Below are 14,858 nucleotides of genomic sequence, written 5' to 3'. Positions count from 1 at the left end.
TACTCCGCTACGCCGTCCTGTGGCAATGCGGACGGTTGCGTCCGCGCTGAGTAGTTTTACCTATGGGCAAGCGGGGTGGACGGACCTATGTTGGTAGGGCGGTGTTGCGTATCCACTGCGCTCGCGATGCGGGCGGCGGCGGCGAAATCATCGCGACGCGGTAATTAATCATTGTTTTCGTCTGTTTGCATCGAAATCGGCGGACGCACGCGCGGCCCGGCTTCGCGCCGCGCTTGTCGAACCCGGTTCCGGCTCCTTATAGTGATGGCCATGAAGATGTTCAGCGCCGCGGCGACAGCGGACAAAGAGGGGCTCTTGGCATTTTTTGCGGCATATGGCCGCGCAGGAAGTGGAGGACGCGGACCATGGCGATCCGGACAGTAAGCGAGTTGCGCAAGCGGGCTGCGGCCGGCGAAACGCTGGATTTTCTGTTTTTCTGGGGACACAGGCCCAAACACGAGGACGGCGTCTGCAAGAGCTGCCTGAGTCAGTGGTTTCCGGTGGGCTTCGAGCTGGATGGCGTGAGCTACGCCAGCGCCGAGCATTATATGATGGCGGAGAAAGCCCGCTTGTTCGAAGACGCGGAAACCCGGGGCAGGATACTGGCCGCGGCCACGCCGGCGGACGCCAAGGCCTTGGGCCGCCAGGTGCGCGGCTTTGATTCCGTCTTGTGGCAGCAGCGCTGTTGCGAGGTGGTGATGCGGGGCAATCTGGCCAAGTTCGAGCAAAACCCGGCGCTGGGCGATTTCCTGCGCGGCACCGGCGACGCCATCCTGGTGGAGGCCAGCCCGGTGGACTGCATCTGGGGCATAGGCTGGGCCGAGGACGACCCGCAGGCCAGTCTGCCGGACATGTGGGACGGCAGCAATCTGCTGGGCTTCGCCCTGATGGAAGTGCGCGAACGCCTGCGTTGACGCAGGCGGACGACATTAAAAAACCCTGCCGGTTTCGGCAGGGTTTTTTGTTGGGCGGAGCCGCTTACTGCTGCTCGGCGTGGTAGGCGGTGACGCGTTCCACTTCTTCCTTGGAGCCGAGGAAAACCGCCACCCGCTCGTGCAGCTTCTGCGGCTGGATGTCCATGATGCGCTGATGGCCGTTGGTGGCGGCGCCGCCGGCCTGTTCCACCACGAAGGCCATCGGATTGCCTTCGTACATCAGCCGCAGCTTGCCGGCCTGGTCCGGGGTGCGCGCGTCGCGCGGATACATGAAGATGCCGCCGCGGGTCAGGATGCGATGCACCTCGGCCACCATGGACGCCACCCAGCGCATATTGAAATCGCGGCCGCGCGGACCGGTGCTGCCGGCCAGCAGTTCGTCGACATAGCGTTTCACCGGCGCATCCCAGTGACGCATATTGGACATATTGATGGCGAACTCGCCGGTGCTTTCCGGCACCTTCATGTCCGGGTGGGTCAGCACGAAAGAGCCTTGTTCGCGGTCCAGCGTGAAGCCGTGGACGCCGCTGCCGAAGGTCAGCACCAGCAGGGTTTGCGGGCCGTACACGGTGTAGCCGGCGGCCACTTGCTCGGTGCCGGGCTGCAGGAAGGCGCCCTCGGTGGCGTGGTCAATGCCCTGCGGGCAGCGCAGGATGGAGAAAATGGTGCCCACCGAGATGTTGACGTCGATATTGGATGAGCCGTCCAGCGGATCGAACATCAACAGGTACTCGCCCTTCGGGTATTCGCCGGGGATGTGGTAAGGCAGCTCCATTTCCTCGGAGGCCATCGCCGCCAGGCTGCCGCCCCATTCATTGGCGTCCAGCAGGTAATCGTTGGCGATCACGTCCAGCTTCTTCTGCGCCTCGCCCTGGATATTGCCGGTGCCGGCTTCGCCCAGCACGTCGGCCAGCGCCCCCTTGTTCACCGAATAGCTGATGGCCTTGCAGGCGCGGCCTACGGTTTCGATCAGCAGGCGCAACTCAGGCGGCAGCGTGCCGGCCTTGCGTTGCTGTTCGATCAAAAAGCGGGAGAGGGTGATGCGGCTCATGGCAATCCTTAGCTTTGGGTGGGTGCGCGAAACAAATGCTCGATATGCCGGCATGAGCCGGCTTGACCGCCACATTATAACGGATAAGCGAGTTGCGGTCGTCATGCCCCCGGGGGCGCGGGGGCGGGCGGAAATCGCAGGCAGGCGGCGCGTGGAACGGCTATGAATAAAATCGGGTTCACGCGGTACGGGGAAAGACCATGGCTAAGGGTTTATTGACGCTGCTATTGCTGCTGGCGGCCTGGCAGGCGCGGGCCATCACCATCTACACCGAAGACTGGCCGCCCATCACATTCCAGCACAACGGCGTGCCGGACGGCATGGCGGTGGAAGTGGTGCGCGAGATCCAGACGCGCATGCACGACAACAGCGCCATCGACGTGGTGCCCTGGGCGCGAGGCTATAAAGAGCTGCTGACCACGCCGGGGGTGATGCTGTTCACTGTGGGGCGCAACGACACCCGGGAAAAACAGATGACGCTGCTGGGCCCCATCGCCATCTCGCAGACCGTGCTGCTGGCGCGCAAGGGCGAGGCGGCCGGCCTGCTGGCGCTGGGCAACGGCATTTATCACCGGCCGGTGGGCGCTTACCGCGGCAGCATCTTCGCCGACGCGGCGATCGCGGCTGGCTTCATCGAGGTGGATCTGGCGCCCACCCCGCAGATCACCGCGCAGAAGCTGCTGGTCGGCCGCTACGATATGTGGTCGGAAGGCGGCTTTGTCGTGGCCTCGGTGTTGAAAGACATCCACCAGCCGCCGGAGGCGGTGGAAGTGGTGCGGGTGCTGGAAACGCTGGAACTCTACCTGGCGTTTTCGCGCGGCACCTCGGCGGCGGAAGTGAAGCGCTGGCAGACCGCCTTCGCCGCCGTCAAGAAAGACGGCAGCTTCAAGCGCATCTACAACAAATGGCTGCCGCGCGACGCGGCGCCGATGGAGCTCAAGCTGATTGGCCTGCCCCCCGGTTCCGCGCGTTGACTCAGGCGGCCGCGTCCGGGCGGACGGCCTCGCCCTCCAGCCAGCGGCAGAAGGCCGCGACGGCGGCGTCCTCCGCCGCCGCGCGCGGCGCCACCCAGCAGTAGTCGCGCACCGTGGCCACCGGCGCCGGCAACGGCGACAGCAGCACGCCGGCGTCTATCTGCGCCTGCGCCATCGGCATCGGCCCCAGCACCACGCCGAGGCCGTCCATCGCCGCCTGCAAGGCCAGCGAGAAACTGTCGAAATGCATGGCGCTGGCCGGCTTCAGCTCCGGCACCCCGGCCAGGGTCAGCCAGCGCTGCCAGGCGGTGGGGCGGGTGTCCGCGTAGAGCAGGGTATGCCGCGCCAGATCCGCCGGGCTGGCGATGGGCGCGGCGGCCAGCAGCGCCGGACCGCACAGCGGCAGCTCCCATTCCTTCAGAAAGGGCTTGGCGATGTGGCCGGGCCAATCGCCGGGGCCGCGGCGGATGGCGATGTCGAACGGACTGTCCAGCCGGCTGATGTCGCGGTCCGAGGTGGCCAGATGCAGCTCCAGCTCCGGAAACTGCTCGCGAAAACGGCTCAGCCGCGGCAGCAGCCAGTGCATGGCGAAGGTGGGCGTGGAATTGATGCTGATCCGACGGCGGCGGTCCGCCTGCAGCAGCTGGGAGGTGGCGTTGGCGATCAGATCCAGGCCGTCCTGCACCTGCACCAGATAGCGCCAGCCGGGATCGGTCAGCTTGACTCTGCCGCCGCTGCGCTCGAACAGCGGCACGCCCAGCCAGTCCTCCAGCTGCTTGATCTGCTTGCTCACAGCCCCGTGGGTGACGAAGAGTTCGCCGGCGGCGGCGGAAAAGCTCTCCAGCCGGGCCGCTGCCTCAAAAATACGCAGGGTGTTGAGAGGGGGGTAAGTGCTCATGCTGTGATTTTAACTCACAATCTATGTTGCGATAACTCGTTTGAAAGCGGACGGCTAACAGCGTAATCTTCAGGCATGAAATCAAGGCCGCCGCCCGGCGTTGCGGCGCGGTCTTGATGGCCGCAGCCATAGCCTTACCTCATTGTCCCGCAGCGTCGGAGTCCCGGCCTTGCCGGGGACGCTGCCAACAACCCAAGCCATAAAGGTCAAAAGTCATGCTGGAAGCTTACCGTCAACACGTGGCCGAGCGCGCCGCGCTGGGCATCCCGCCGCTGCCGCTGTCCGCCAAGCAGGTGGAAGCGCTGGTGGAACTGCTGAAAAACCCGCCCAAGGGCGAGGAAAGCACCCTGGTCGAACTGATCACCCATCGCGTGCCGCCGGGCGTGGACGACGCCGCCAAGGTCAAGGCTTCCTTCCTGGCCGCCGTGGCCGAGGGCGACGCCCAATCCCCGCTGATCTCCCGCGAGCTGGCCACTCAGCTGCTGGGCACCATGCTGGGCGGCTACAACATCAAGCCGCTGATCGACCTGCTGGACGACGCCGCCGTGGCGCAGATCGCCGCCGACGGCCTGAAGAAAACCCTGCTGATGTTCGACGCCTTCCACGACGTGAAGGAGAAAATGGACAAGGGCAACGCCCACGCCAAGCAGGTGGTGGAATCCTGGGCCAACGCCGAATGGTTCACCAGCCGCCCGGCGGTGGCCGATAAAATCACCGTCACCGTGTTCAAGGTCACCGGCGAAACCAATACCGACGACCTGTCCCCGGCGCCGGACGCCTGGAGCCGCCCGGACATCCCGCTGCATTACCTCGCCATGCTGAAAAACGCCCGTCCCGGCATCACCCCGGAAGAAGACGGCAAGCGCGGTCCGATGCAGTTCATCGAAGACCTGAAGCAAAAAGGCCATCTGGTCGCCTACGTCGGCGACGTGGTCGGCACCGGCTCCAGCCGCAAATCCGCCACCAACAGCGTGATCTGGGGCACCGGCGAAGACATTCCTTACGTGCCCAACAAGCGCTTCGGCGGCGTGTGCCTGGGCGGCAAGATCGCCCCCATCTTCTTCAACACCCAGGAAGACTCCGGCGCGCTGCCGATCGAAGTGGACGTGTCCAAGATGGACATGGGCGATGTGATCGACATCTACCCGTATGAAGGCAAGATCGAGAAGGCCGGCCAGAAGATCGCCGACTTCGCGCTCAAGTCCGAGGTGATCCTGGACGAAGTGCGCGCCGGCGGCCGCATCAACCTGATCATCGGCCGCGGTTTGACCGGCAAGGCGCGCGAAGCGCTGGGCCTGCCGGCGTCCACGGAATTCCGCCTGCCCAAATCCCCGGTGGATTCCGGCAAGGGCTTCAGCCTGGCGCAAAAAATGGTCGGCCGCGCCTGTGGCCTGCCGGAAGGCCAGGGCGTGCGCCCGGGCACCTACTGCGAACCGAAGATGACCACCGTCGGCTCCCAGGACACCACCGGCCCGATGACCCGCGACGAACTGAAAGACCTGGCTTGCCTGGGCTTCTCCGCCGATCTGGTGATGCAGTCCTTCTGCCACACCGCCGCCTATCCCAAGCCGGTGGACGTGAAGATGCACAAGGAACTGCCGGCCTTCATCTCCACCCGCGGCGGCGTGTCGCTGCGCCCGGGCGACGGCGTGATCCACAGCTGGCTGAACCGCCTGCTGCTGCCGGACACCGTGGGCACCGGCGGCGACAGCCACACCCGTTTCCCGATCGGCATCTCCTTCCCGGCCGGCTCCGGCCTGGTGGCCTTCGCCGCCGCCACCGGCGTGATGCCGCTGGACATGCCTGAATCGGTGCTGGTGCGCTTCAAGGGCAAGATGCAGCCGGGCGTGACCCTGCGCGATCTGGTCAACGCCATTCCGCTGTACGCGATCAAGCAAGGCCTGCTGACCGTGGCCAAGGCCGGCAAGAAAAACGCCTTCTCCGGCCGCATCCTGGAAATCGAAGGCTTGCCGGATCTGAAGGTGGAGCAAGCGTTTGAGCTGTCCGACGCCTCCGCCGAGCGTTCCGCCGCCGGTTGCACCGTGCATCTGGACAAAGCGCCGATCATCGAATACATGACCTCCAACATCACCCTGATGAAGACCATGATCGCCAACGGCTATCAGGACGCGCGCACGCTGGAGCGCCGCATCAAGGCGATGGAGGCCTGGATCGCCAATCCGCAGCTGCTGAAGGGCGACGCCGACGCGGAATACGCGGCGGTGATCGAGATCGATCTGGCCGACATCCACGAGCCCATCGTGGCCTGCCCGAACGACCCGGACGACGTGAAAACCCTGTCCGACGTGGCCGGCGCCAAGATCGACGAAGTGTTCATCGGTTCTTGCATGACCAATATCGGCCACTTCCGCGCCGCTTCCAAGCTGCTGGAAGGCAAGCGCGACATCCCGGTGAAACTGTGGGTGGCGCCGCCGACCAAGATGGACGCCGAACAGCTGACCGCGGAAGGCCATTACGGCACCTTCGGCACCGCCGGCGCGCGGATGGAAATGCCGGGCTGCTCGCTGTGCATGGGCAACCAGGCGCAGGTGAAGGAGGGCGCCACCGTGATGTCCACCTCCACCCGCAACTTCCCCAACCGTCTGGGCAAGAACTCCAACGTCTACCTGGGTTCCGCCGAATTGGCCGCGATCTGCTCCCGTCTGGGCCGCATTCCGACCAAAGAGGAATACATGGCCGACATCGGCGTGCTCAATCAGAAGGCCGGCGAAGTGTACCGCTACATGAACTTCAACGAGATCGCCGACTACCAGGAACTGGCCGATACCGTGAAGGTGTAAGCCAAGCCATGGTTTGACGGACTGGGCTTTGCTTGAGAAATCCGGGGCGTATCGATGGATGCCCCCGGAGATACCCCCAAGAAAATACCCCGCGCGAGCGGGGTATTTTTATTGGGCGCGAGCGGGGTTCAGCGCAGCGGCATCCGATAGAACACCACTCTTTCCGTCTCCTCGAAGCCCAGCCGGGCGTGCATGCTTTGGGAGGCGAGATTGTCCAGCGGCGCGTCGGACGCCAGTTCGGCGCAGCCGCGCTCCAGGCCCCAGGCCCGTACCGCCGCCACCAGTTGGCGGGCGACGCCGGCTTGCCGGTGCGCGGGGGCGACGAAGATGCCTTCCAGAAAAGCCGCCGGGCTGCCGTCGCAGCCGTTGACGTAGTCTTGGCGGACTGCGGCGTCGGCAAAGCCGAGCGCCTGGCCGTCGTCGTCCAGGGCCAGGAAGGACGTCAGGTGGCGGGAGGCCAGGATGTGCTCGCCGTCCGCGCGGTGCGCGGCGTCGTCGTGATGCGGCCATAATTGTCGGCGCAGGGCTTGCCAGGCCGGCAGCGTCGCGAGTTCCAGTGTTCGGATGTGCATATCGTCCTCAGGGCGCGCGGCGGGGAAAAACAAGGGGCCGGCATGGCCGGCCCGGTGTGTGGTCGAAGGGGGCGCGTCAATCGACTTCGCCGCACAGCTCGCAAGGTTGATCCGTTTCGCCGTGGATGGCCAGGATGCCGACATCGCTGGCGCAGTGCTCGCAGAGGGTGAGCAAGGCTTGGGTGTTTTCCAAGGACTCTTGGCTCATGCCGCTCAAGACTTGATACTGTTGCATGTCTCAGCCTTTCATTGCTTGGATGGAGCCCGTACCCTAAACCGTTATGGCGCGGGTCGCCATACTCAGATAGGACAGGTCGGGCTGGGCGGCGCGTCATAAAAGCGTCACTGAACGCCGCCGAGGTTTATCAGGCGGTGGTCAGCACCACCACCGAGGAAATCACCACCGCCATGCCCACCCAGCCCAGCGGCTTGAGCCGCTGGCCAAAGAAGATGCGCGCGCCGATGGCGGTGCCGATGATGCCCAGCGCGCCCCACAGCGCGTAGGCCACGGCCAGATCGATGCCGCGCACCGCCTGGCCCAGCAGGGCGAAAGCCACCCAGACCATGGCGATGGCGCCGAAGCCCCAGGCCTTGTTGCGGAAGCCGTTGGATTTTTCCAGCATCAGGTTGGCGGCCACCTCGATCAGGGCCGAGGACACCACGAATACATAAAATACGGTTTTCATGCGCTTTGCTCCTGGGTGTGTTCATCGGCTTCGCCGGCCACCACGCAGGCGATGCCCACCACGGACAAGGCCAGTCCGATGATTTCCTGCGTCAGCAGCGTTTCGCCGAACAGATGGACGCCGATCAGCGCCAGGCCGGCCAGACCCAGGGCTTCCCAGGCGGCGTAGGCGACGCCCACGGAAATGGTGCGGATGGCGAGGGACAGGAAGTAATAGGACAGCGCCAGCGCCGCCGCCATCACGCCGTAGCCCCAGTAGCTCTCGGTGCGGGCGGCGTAGGCCATGAAGGACGTGCCCAGGATTTCGGTGGCGATGGCCACCAGTAGAAAGGCCCAGCCCAGCCAGACTGGGGAAGACGATTGAGTTTGCATGCTACGCTCCTGTGATTGGAAATCCGGAAGCCACATGCGCTAGAGGCGCAACAACGCTCCGCAAAAAGCGCGGATGACGCCGTCAGCAAAGACAGTCGGTCGCTTAGGCTGCCCCGTGAAACCGTCTGGGGCAGAAGGGTTGTTTATCGCATTGAAGCGCAAGATAAGCGCCTGTCAAAGGCGAGGCGCTTATGGTGGCTGTTTGATATTTTGAACAAATATAACACAACGCTAATAGTTGTTCAATTTAATTGATAGCAAAAACTTTCAAATGCTATTTGCACGCGGCCATCCGGACATTGTAGCGGCGCGCCAGGCGCGGCAGCGTGCCGTCGTGGCACAGCGCGTTCAAGGCTTGGTTGAAGTCCGCCACCATGCCGGGTTTCACTGATTTCAAAGGGAATCCGTATAGATAGGTCAGCGGCTGTATGGTGGCCAGCGGGCGCAGGCCGCTCAGCGCTTCGCGCCGGATGATGTAGCGAGTGACGTCTTCGTTGGCGAAAACCACCGCGTCCGCGCCGTAACGCATGGCGGCCAATTTCTTTAACACCGTTTCCTGATTGTTTTCCACGGAGATGTTCATATTGGGCAAGCCGGCGATCAGCTTGTCCAGGGCGTTTTGAGAGATGGACGGGCCGTAGACCGCGATGCGGTGGTTGAGCAGGTCCTGGGGGCGCTGGTAGCGGAAGGTGGAGCTGGCGGTGGCGAACAGGCCGTAACTGCTGTTGTACACCGGGGCGCTCAAGGCCAGCGACATCCTGCGCTCGGGCGTGTCCTGCACCGGGAAGATGCCGTCCACCTTGCCTTCATCGGCCAGCAGCAGGGCGCGGCGCCAGACCATGGCCTGGATTTCGCAGTTCCAGTTCAGCCGCTGGCAGACGGCCACCAGCGTATCCACCATCAGGCCTTGGGGCTGGGGTTTGTCGGTCACCTCGATGAAGGGCGGAAAATCCTGGGTGACGAAGTGCAGGGTGGCCGCGTTGACGGGGAGCGACAGCGACAAGACCAGCGCGGCGCTGCTCGACAATTTCAGCATGTGCGGGCTTCTCCCCAGTGACGGCGCGGGGCCGGCGGCGCTCAGGCGAAAGCCGGTTTTAACGCCGTATCGCCGCAGCGCGGCAGACTTTGAACAGTTTCCTTATTACATTATGGTTGAGTTTTGACGCCGGTTTCTCGCTTTATCGGCCGGCCGGGCGCGTCCTTGAACGGCGCCCGGCCGGCGCGTCTTAATAGCCCATCGTGGCGCCGTCAGGGTTGCGCGGGTCGGAATAGCCGTACAAGCCGCCGTCGCGCAGCTGTATGGTCTGGGTCCGGCCCATGCTGGGCTTGAGCGCGATCTTGTAGCCTTGTTCGCGCAGCAGGCGCAGCGTATCCGGGCTCAGGCCCTTTTCCACCCGCAATTCGTCCGGCAGCCATTGATGGTGCACCCGCGGCGTGGACGCGGCTTCCGCCGGGTTCATGCCGAAATCGACGGCGTTGACGATGGTCTGCAAAGTGGTGGTGATGATGCGCGCGCCGCCCGGGCTGCCGGTGACCAGCCAGGGCTTGCCGTTTTTCAGCACCAGCGTCGGCGACATCGAGGACAGCGGCCGCTTGCCGGCCGCCACCGCGTTGGCGTCGCCGCCGATCAGGCCGAAGGCGTTGGGCACGCCGGGCTTGACGGAAAAGTCGTCCATCTCGTTGTTGAGCAGAATGCCGGTGCCGCCGGCGATGATGCCGCTGCCGAAGTTCAGGTTCAGCGTGTAAGTCACCGCCACCGCGTTGCCTTGCTTGTCCACGATGGAGTAATGGGTGGTCTGGTCGCTCTCATAGGGCTGCGGCTTGCCGGGCTTGATCTCGGCGGCGGGGCGGGCCTTGACCGGGTCTATCGTCGTGGCCAGCTGATCGGCGTAGCGCTTGGAGGTCAGGCCGGCCTGCGGCACTTTGACGAAGGCCGGGTCGCCCAGGAATTCCGAGCGGTCGGCGTAGGCCAGCTTCATCGCCTCGGCCAGATAGTGGATGGTCTGCGCGCTGTTGGGGCCGTAGTCGGCCAGCGGATAGCGTTCCAGCAGGTTCAGGATCTGGACGATGTGGATGCCGCCGGAGCTGGGCGGCGGCATGGACACCACTTGGTAGCCGCGATACGTGCCGCTGACCGGCGCGCGCTCCTCCACCTTGTAGCCGGCCAGATCGGCCTTATTGATCAGGCCGCCGTGGCGCGCCATTTCCGCCACGATCTTGTCGGCGATGTCGCCCTGATAGAAGGCTTTGGGTCCTTGTTGCGCGATCAGGCGCAGCGATTTGCCCAGGTCGCGCTGCACCAGCTTCTCGCCGGCGCGCAGCGGGCGGCCGTCGCGGAAGAACACCGCCCGGCTGCTGTCCCAGCGGCCCAGATTGTCTTTTTCCACTTCCAGCATTTCCGCCAGCGTCTGAGACACCGGGAAACCTTGCTCCGCCAGCTTCACCGCCGGCGCAATCACCTTGGCCAGCGGCAGGCTGCCCCAGCGCTGCTGAGCGTGGGCCAGGCCGGCCACGGTGCCGGGCACGCCCACTGCCAGGTGGGTGTACAGCGAGCGGCCGTCCACGACCTTGCCCTGCGCGTCCAGATACATGTCGCGGCTGGCCTTGGCCGGCGCGATCTCGCGGAAATCCAGCGCGATATTGCGGCCGCTCTTGGCGTCGTGCAGCACCATGAAGCCGCCGCCGCCCAGGTTGCCGGCGTTGGGCAGCGTCACCGCCAGCGCAAAGCCCACCGCCACCGCGGCGTCCACCGCGTTGCCGCCCTGGCGCAGAATGTCCAGGCCCACCTGGGTGGCCAGGCCCTGTTCGGTGGCCACCATGCCGTTGCGGGCGTAGACCGGGTGGAAGACATCGTAGTCGTAATCGTATTTGACCTGCGGCGGCGCCGGCGGGCTCAGCGCCAGGGCCGGGGCGTTGAAGCCCAGGCTCAGGCCCAGGCTCAGGGCCAGCGCGCTCAGCAGCAGTCTGGGGCGGGGACGGAATGGCGTCATGGTGATTCTCCTTTGTTGTTGGCGTTTTATGAATGTTGTGATTGCGAGAACATTCTACGGTGCCGCCGCCTGTCGCAAAAGCCTGATTTTCCATGCCAAATGATTTGAAAATCCCAAGCAGACACGCCTATAAAGAATCGAGTTTCATAAGTCATCACCTAGGGGGCTACCATGAGCATATCCCAACGTTTGCTGCTGACCCTGGCGGTCGCCTTGCTCGGCTTGTTCATTGTGGGCAGCTTCGGGCTGCTCCAGCTGCACCGGGCCAATGAGCGCTTCGACTATCTGCAGGCCAACACCTTTCCCAGCATCCACACCCTGGATCAGGCTTTGCAGGCGCAAACCGATATGCGGGTGCTGACCTACCGCCACGGCATCAGCGAAGATCCCAAGGTCAAGGCCGATATCGAAGCCAATATCGCGCAGCTGGACAAGCAGATGGACACGGCGCTGGACCATTACCAGAAAGACCTGGTGTCCGACGACGAGGACAGGCGGATGATAGAAAAAGACCGCGCGGACATCCGGATCTACCGCCAGCAGCGCGACACCGTGTTCAAGATCTCCCGCGAGCAGCCGCCGGAAACCACGCGGCGGGAGCTGGTGGGCGGTCCGCTGTTGGCCACGGCCAAGACCGTGGTCAAGGACATCAAGGAGCATATTGAATTCAACTACGGCCTGGCCAAGAAGCTGGCGGGCGAGAACGCCACGGCGTATCAGGAGGCTTTCGTGTCCTCCCTGGTGGTGATTGTGGGCGCCCTGATTCTGAGCGGGGCGCTGGGCTTCGCGCTGTTCCGCAGCATACGCAGCAGCCTGAACCAGATTGGCGAAACCCTGGATCAGGTCAGCGCCAGCAAGGATTTCCGCCTGCGGGCCAAGGTCTTGCGCAAGGACGAGATCGGCCGCACCGCCGCCGCCTTCAACCATTTGCTGGACGATCTGCAGCATAGCTTCCGCGGCATACGCGACAATATTTCGGAAATCGACAAAGCCACCTCCGGCCTGGCGGCCAACACCAATCAGATTGCGCGCAGCTCGGAAGTGCAGAGCGAATCCGCCGGGGCGATGGCGGCGGCGGTGGAGCAGATGACGGTGAGCATCAACCATGTGGCGGACAACGCGGTGGAGGCGCGCACCCAGGCGCAGCAGGCGGGCAGCATGGCCACCGAGGGCGGCCAGGTGATCTCCGCCACCGTGCTGGGTATTTCCGAGGTGGCGGGCGCGATCAGCGACGCCTCGCATCGCATTGGGCAATTGAAGGAAGACAGCGCCACCATCGCCTCGGTGATGGGCGTGATCAAGGACATTGCGGACCAGACCAACCTCTTGGCGCTGAACGCGGCCATCGAGGCGGCGCGGGCCGGCGAAACCGGCCGCGGCTTCGCCGTGGTGGCGGACGAGGTGCGCAAGCTGGCCGAGCGCACCGCCAGTTCCACCACGGAAATCGGCTCCATCATCAACAAGATGCAAAGCAGCACGCTGGAAGCGGTGCAAAGCATGGAAAAAGTGGTGGAACAGGTGCATCAGGAAACCGATAACGCCCGCGAAGCCAGCAGCGTGATAGAGAAGATTCAAGACAGCAGCGGCCAGGCGATGGAACTGGTCAAGGACATTTCCGGCAGCATCAATGAGCAAAGCACCGCCAGCAACACCATTGCCCAAAAAGTGGAGCAGATTGCGCAGATGGCGGAAGAAAACGCGTCCGCCTCCAGCGCCTCGGCGGACGCGGCGGAGCAATTGCAGCAGCAGGCCAAGAATATCCTGAACACCGTGACCCAATATCAAGTGTAGGGCAGAGTCGACGCTAAATATTTGTTCTTAATAGATATTCTCACTTAGTACTTTCTCCTGTTTTCTGACTGCGCCTATAACAAAGCTACATGTGGTATCGGGCGAAGACACGGAGAATAAGGATGAATATCTCACAGCGGCTCTTGCTGACCTTGATGGTGGCCATGCTGGCCTTGATCGGCGTCGGCAGTTACGGCCTGTGGCAGTTGCACAGCGCCAATGAACGTTTCAACTATTTGAAGAACAACACCTTTCCCAGCATACAGGCGCTGGATCAGGGTCTGCTGGCCTTGACCAAGATGCGGGTGGCGGCTTACCGCCACGGCATCGCCGCGGACGCCAAGAGCAAGGCGGACGCCGAGGCGCAGATCGCCGAAGGCGACAAGACCCTGGATCAGGTATTGGCCGCTTACGAGAAAGACCTGCTGTCCAACGACGCGGACCGCAAGCTGCTGCAACAGGACCGAGCGGATCTGCAGGCCTACCGCAATAATCGCGAGAGCTTTTTAAAGGCTTCGCGCGAGCATCCTGGCCCGGCGACGCAGGCCATGCTGGTGGCCGGGCCGATACCGGACTCCGCCAAGGCCTTGGCCAAAGACCTCATCGACCACATCGACTTCAATTACTCGCTGGCGGACAGCCTGTCCAAGGACAATGCCGCCGCCTACAGCATGGCCTTCGGCAGCTCGGTGGCGGTAATCGCCGCCTGTCTGCTGCTGAGCGGCGGCCTGGGCTGGCTGTTGTTCAGTCATATCCGGACCAGCTTGCACCAGATCCGCTCCACGCTGTTCAAGGTGAATCAGGACAAAGACTTCACCTTGCGCGCGCCGGTGGGACGCATGGACGAAGTGGGCGAGACCGCCTCCGCCTTCAACCAACTGTTGGAGAACCTGCAACGCAGCTTCCGGGACATCCGCGACAGCATCGGCTCCATCGACGGCGCGATGTCCGGCCTGGCCAACAACACCCATGAGATTGCCCGCAGTTCGGAGATGCAAAGCGAATCCGCCGCGGCGATGGCGGCGGCGGTGGAACAGATGACGGTGAGCATCAACCATGTTGCCTCCAGTGCGCAGGAGGCGCGGGGTCAGTCGCAGCAGGCCGGCGAGATGGCGACTGAAGGCGGCCAAGTGATTTCCGCCACCGTGCGCGGCATCACCCAGGTAGCCGGCGCGATTACCGACGCCGCACAGCGCATTGGACAATTGAAAGAAGACAGCGCCACTATCGCCTCGGTGATGGGGGTGATCAAGGACATTGCCGACCAGACCAACCTCTTGGCCTTGAACGCGGCAATCGAAGCGGCGCGCGCCGGCGAGATGGGACGCGGCTTCGCCGTGGTGGCGGACGAAGTGCGCAAGCTGGCGGAACGCACCGCCAGTTCCACCACTGAAATTGCCGCCATCATCAACAAGATGCAGGGCAGCACGATGGAAGCGGTGCAAAGCATGGAGAGAGTGGTGGAGCAGGTGCATCAGGAAACCGCCAACACCCGCGCCGCCAACGACGCCATAGACCAGATACGGAACAGCAGCGGCAAGGCGATGGAATTGGTGCGCGATATTTCCAACAGCATTGCGGAGCAGAGCGTGGCCAGCAATACCATTGCCCAGCGGGTGGAGCAGATCGCCCAGATGGCCGAGGAAAATTCGTCGGCGTCCAGCGGATCGGCGGACGCGGCGGGCCAGTTGAGCAAGCAGGCGCGGGTGATCTTGCAGACGGTGTCGGCCTATCAGGTGTGAAGCCCGGCGCAGGAATGCCAAAAGGCGGCGCGGCATGCTTGCCGTTC

Annotated in this window: 13 protein-coding genes; 5 read left to right on the top strand and 8 right to left on the bottom strand. The window is 63.8% G+C overall.

Annotation, left to right across the window (positions count from 1 at the left end):
- The first annotated feature begins 365 nt into the window (after nucleotides 1–365).
- The gene (gene ybiA, locus ACODRW_RS11420; protein WP_107799050.1) at nucleotides 366–914 is read left to right on the top strand and encodes a riboflavin biosynthesis intermediates N-glycosidase; all 549 of its coding nucleotides are present in this window, start codon (nucleotides 366–368) and stop codon (nucleotides 912–914) included.
- Nucleotides 915–978: 64 nt separating this feature from the next.
- Here ybiA and ACODRW_RS11415 read toward each other — a convergent pair whose 3' ends face one another.
- On the bottom strand, nucleotides 979–1,986 hold the full coding sequence (locus ACODRW_RS11415) for a class 1 fructose-bisphosphatase (RefSeq protein ID WP_227108495.1): 1,008 nt from the start codon (nucleotides 1,984–1,986) through the stop codon (nucleotides 979–981).
- Between the two features lie 200 nt (nucleotides 1,987–2,186).
- Between ACODRW_RS11415 and ACODRW_RS11410 the strand changes: the two genes are divergently transcribed.
- Nucleotides 2,187–2,960 carry a substrate-binding periplasmic protein gene (locus ACODRW_RS11410; RefSeq protein WP_235088558.1) on the top strand — a complete coding sequence of 258 codons (774 nt, stop codon included), beginning with the start codon at nucleotides 2,187–2,189 and terminating at the stop codon, nucleotides 2,958–2,960.
- 1 nt (nucleotide 2,961) lies between these two features.
- On the opposite strand, the gene gcvA is transcribed toward ACODRW_RS11410, so the two are convergent.
- Nucleotides 2,962–3,858, bottom strand: a complete 897-nt coding sequence (gcvA, locus tag ACODRW_RS11405) for a transcriptional regulator GcvA (RefSeq protein ID WP_107799053.1) — start codon at nucleotides 3,856–3,858, stop codon at nucleotides 2,962–2,964.
- Nucleotides 3,859–4,073: 215 nt separating this feature from the next.
- Between gcvA and acnB the strand changes: the two genes are divergently transcribed.
- Entirely contained in the window at nucleotides 4,074–6,659 is a 2,586-nt protein-coding gene (gene acnB, locus ACODRW_RS11400; protein WP_107799054.1) for a bifunctional aconitate hydratase 2/2-methylisocitrate dehydratase, read from the top strand.
- 128 nt (nucleotides 6,660–6,787) lie between these two features.
- On the opposite strand, the gene aac(6') is transcribed toward acnB, so the two are convergent.
- The 6 genes from aac(6') to ggt form a co-directional block, all read right to left on the bottom strand.
- Nucleotides 6,788–7,231, bottom strand: coding sequence for an aminoglycoside 6'-N-acetyltransferase (gene aac(6') / locus ACODRW_RS11395; RefSeq protein ID WP_486637235.1), 444 nt, complete (start codon nucleotides 7,229–7,231; stop codon nucleotides 6,788–6,790).
- Between the two features lie 76 nt (nucleotides 7,232–7,307).
- On the bottom strand, nucleotides 7,308–7,466 hold the full coding sequence (locus ACODRW_RS11390; protein WP_158274264.1) for a hypothetical protein: 159 nt from the start codon (nucleotides 7,464–7,466) through the stop codon (nucleotides 7,308–7,310).
- Nucleotides 7,467–7,596: 130 nt separating this feature from the next.
- Nucleotides 7,597–7,917 (bottom strand): SMR family transporter, encoded by a 321-nt coding sequence (locus tag ACODRW_RS11385; RefSeq protein ID WP_107799058.1) that lies wholly within the window; start codon nucleotides 7,915–7,917, stop codon nucleotides 7,597–7,599.
- Nucleotides 7,914–8,288, bottom strand: coding sequence for a DMT family transporter (locus tag ACODRW_RS11380; RefSeq protein WP_488905787.1), 375 nt, complete (start codon nucleotides 8,286–8,288; stop codon nucleotides 7,914–7,916). Before ACODRW_RS11380 ends, ACODRW_RS11385 begins: the two co-directional genes overlap by 4 nt.
- A gap of 274 nt (nucleotides 8,289–8,562) precedes the next feature.
- On the bottom strand, nucleotides 8,563–9,324 hold the full coding sequence (locus ACODRW_RS11375) for a substrate-binding periplasmic protein (RefSeq protein WP_107799060.1): 762 nt from the start codon (nucleotides 9,322–9,324) through the stop codon (nucleotides 8,563–8,565).
- A 190-nt stretch (nucleotides 9,325–9,514) separates the two neighbouring features.
- Nucleotides 9,515–11,278: a gamma-glutamyltransferase gene (gene ggt, locus ACODRW_RS11370; protein ID WP_488905786.1), complete on the bottom strand. Its 1,764-nt coding sequence runs from the start codon at nucleotides 11,276–11,278 to the stop codon at nucleotides 9,515–9,517.
- A gap of 171 nt (nucleotides 11,279–11,449) precedes the next feature.
- Between ggt and ACODRW_RS11365 the strand changes: the two genes are divergently transcribed.
- Nucleotides 11,450–13,069 carry a methyl-accepting chemotaxis protein gene (locus ACODRW_RS11365; RefSeq protein ID WP_107799062.1) on the top strand — a complete coding sequence of 540 codons (1,620 nt, stop codon included), beginning with the start codon at nucleotides 11,450–11,452 and terminating at the stop codon, nucleotides 13,067–13,069.
- 122 nt (nucleotides 13,070–13,191) lie between these two features.
- A complete protein-coding gene (locus ACODRW_RS11360; protein WP_488905785.1) occupies nucleotides 13,192–14,811 on the top strand; it encodes a methyl-accepting chemotaxis protein in 1,620 nt (539 codons plus the stop codon).
- Nucleotides 14,812–14,858: the final 47 nt, after the last annotated feature.

The organism is Chromobacterium sp. FG89, from assembly GCF_057808735.1.
Note: the sequence above shows the minus strand (reverse complement) of the source record. Positions and strands in the feature narration are given on the sequence as shown.

Bases quoted from the DNA above. Each gene is read 5' to 3' on its own strand.
- ybiA (WP_107799050.1), top strand. From the start codon at position 366: ATGGCGATCCGGACAGTAAGCGAGTTGCGCAAGCGGGCTGCGGCCGGC.
- ACODRW_RS11415 (WP_227108495.1), bottom strand. From the start codon at position 1,986: ATGAGCCGCATCACCCTCTCCCGCTTTTTGATCGAACAGCAACGCAAG.
- ACODRW_RS11410 (WP_235088558.1), top strand. From the start codon at position 2,187: ATGGCTAAGGGTTTATTGACGCTGCTATTGCTGCTGGCGGCCTGGCAG.
- gcvA (WP_107799053.1), bottom strand. From the start codon at position 3,858: ATGAGCACTTACCCCCCTCTCAACACCCTGCGTATTTTTGAGGCAGCG.
- acnB (WP_107799054.1), top strand. From the start codon at position 4,074: ATGCTGGAAGCTTACCGTCAACACGTGGCCGAGCGCGCCGCGCTGGGC.
- ACODRW_RS11390 (WP_158274264.1), bottom strand. From the start codon at position 7,466: ATGCAACAGTATCAAGTCTTGAGCGGCATGAGCCAAGAGTCCTTGGAA.
- ACODRW_RS11385 (WP_107799058.1), bottom strand. From the start codon at position 7,917: ATGAAAACCGTATTTTATGTATTCGTGGTGTCCTCGGCCCTGATCGAG.
- ACODRW_RS11380 (WP_488905787.1), bottom strand. From the start codon at position 8,288: ATGCAAACTCAATCGTCTTCCCCAGTCTGGCTGGGCTGGGCCTTTCTA.
- ACODRW_RS11375 (WP_107799060.1), bottom strand. From the start codon at position 9,324: ATGCTGAAATTGTCGAGCAGCGCCGCGCTGGTCTTGTCGCTGTCGCTC.
- ggt (WP_488905786.1), bottom strand. From the start codon at position 11,278: ATGACGCCATTCCGTCCCCGCCCCAGACTGCTGCTGAGCGCGCTGGCC.
- ACODRW_RS11365 (WP_107799062.1), top strand. From the start codon at position 11,450: ATGAGCATATCCCAACGTTTGCTGCTGACCCTGGCGGTCGCCTTGCTC.
- ACODRW_RS11360 (WP_488905785.1), top strand. From the start codon at position 13,192: ATGAATATCTCACAGCGGCTCTTGCTGACCTTGATGGTGGCCATGCTG.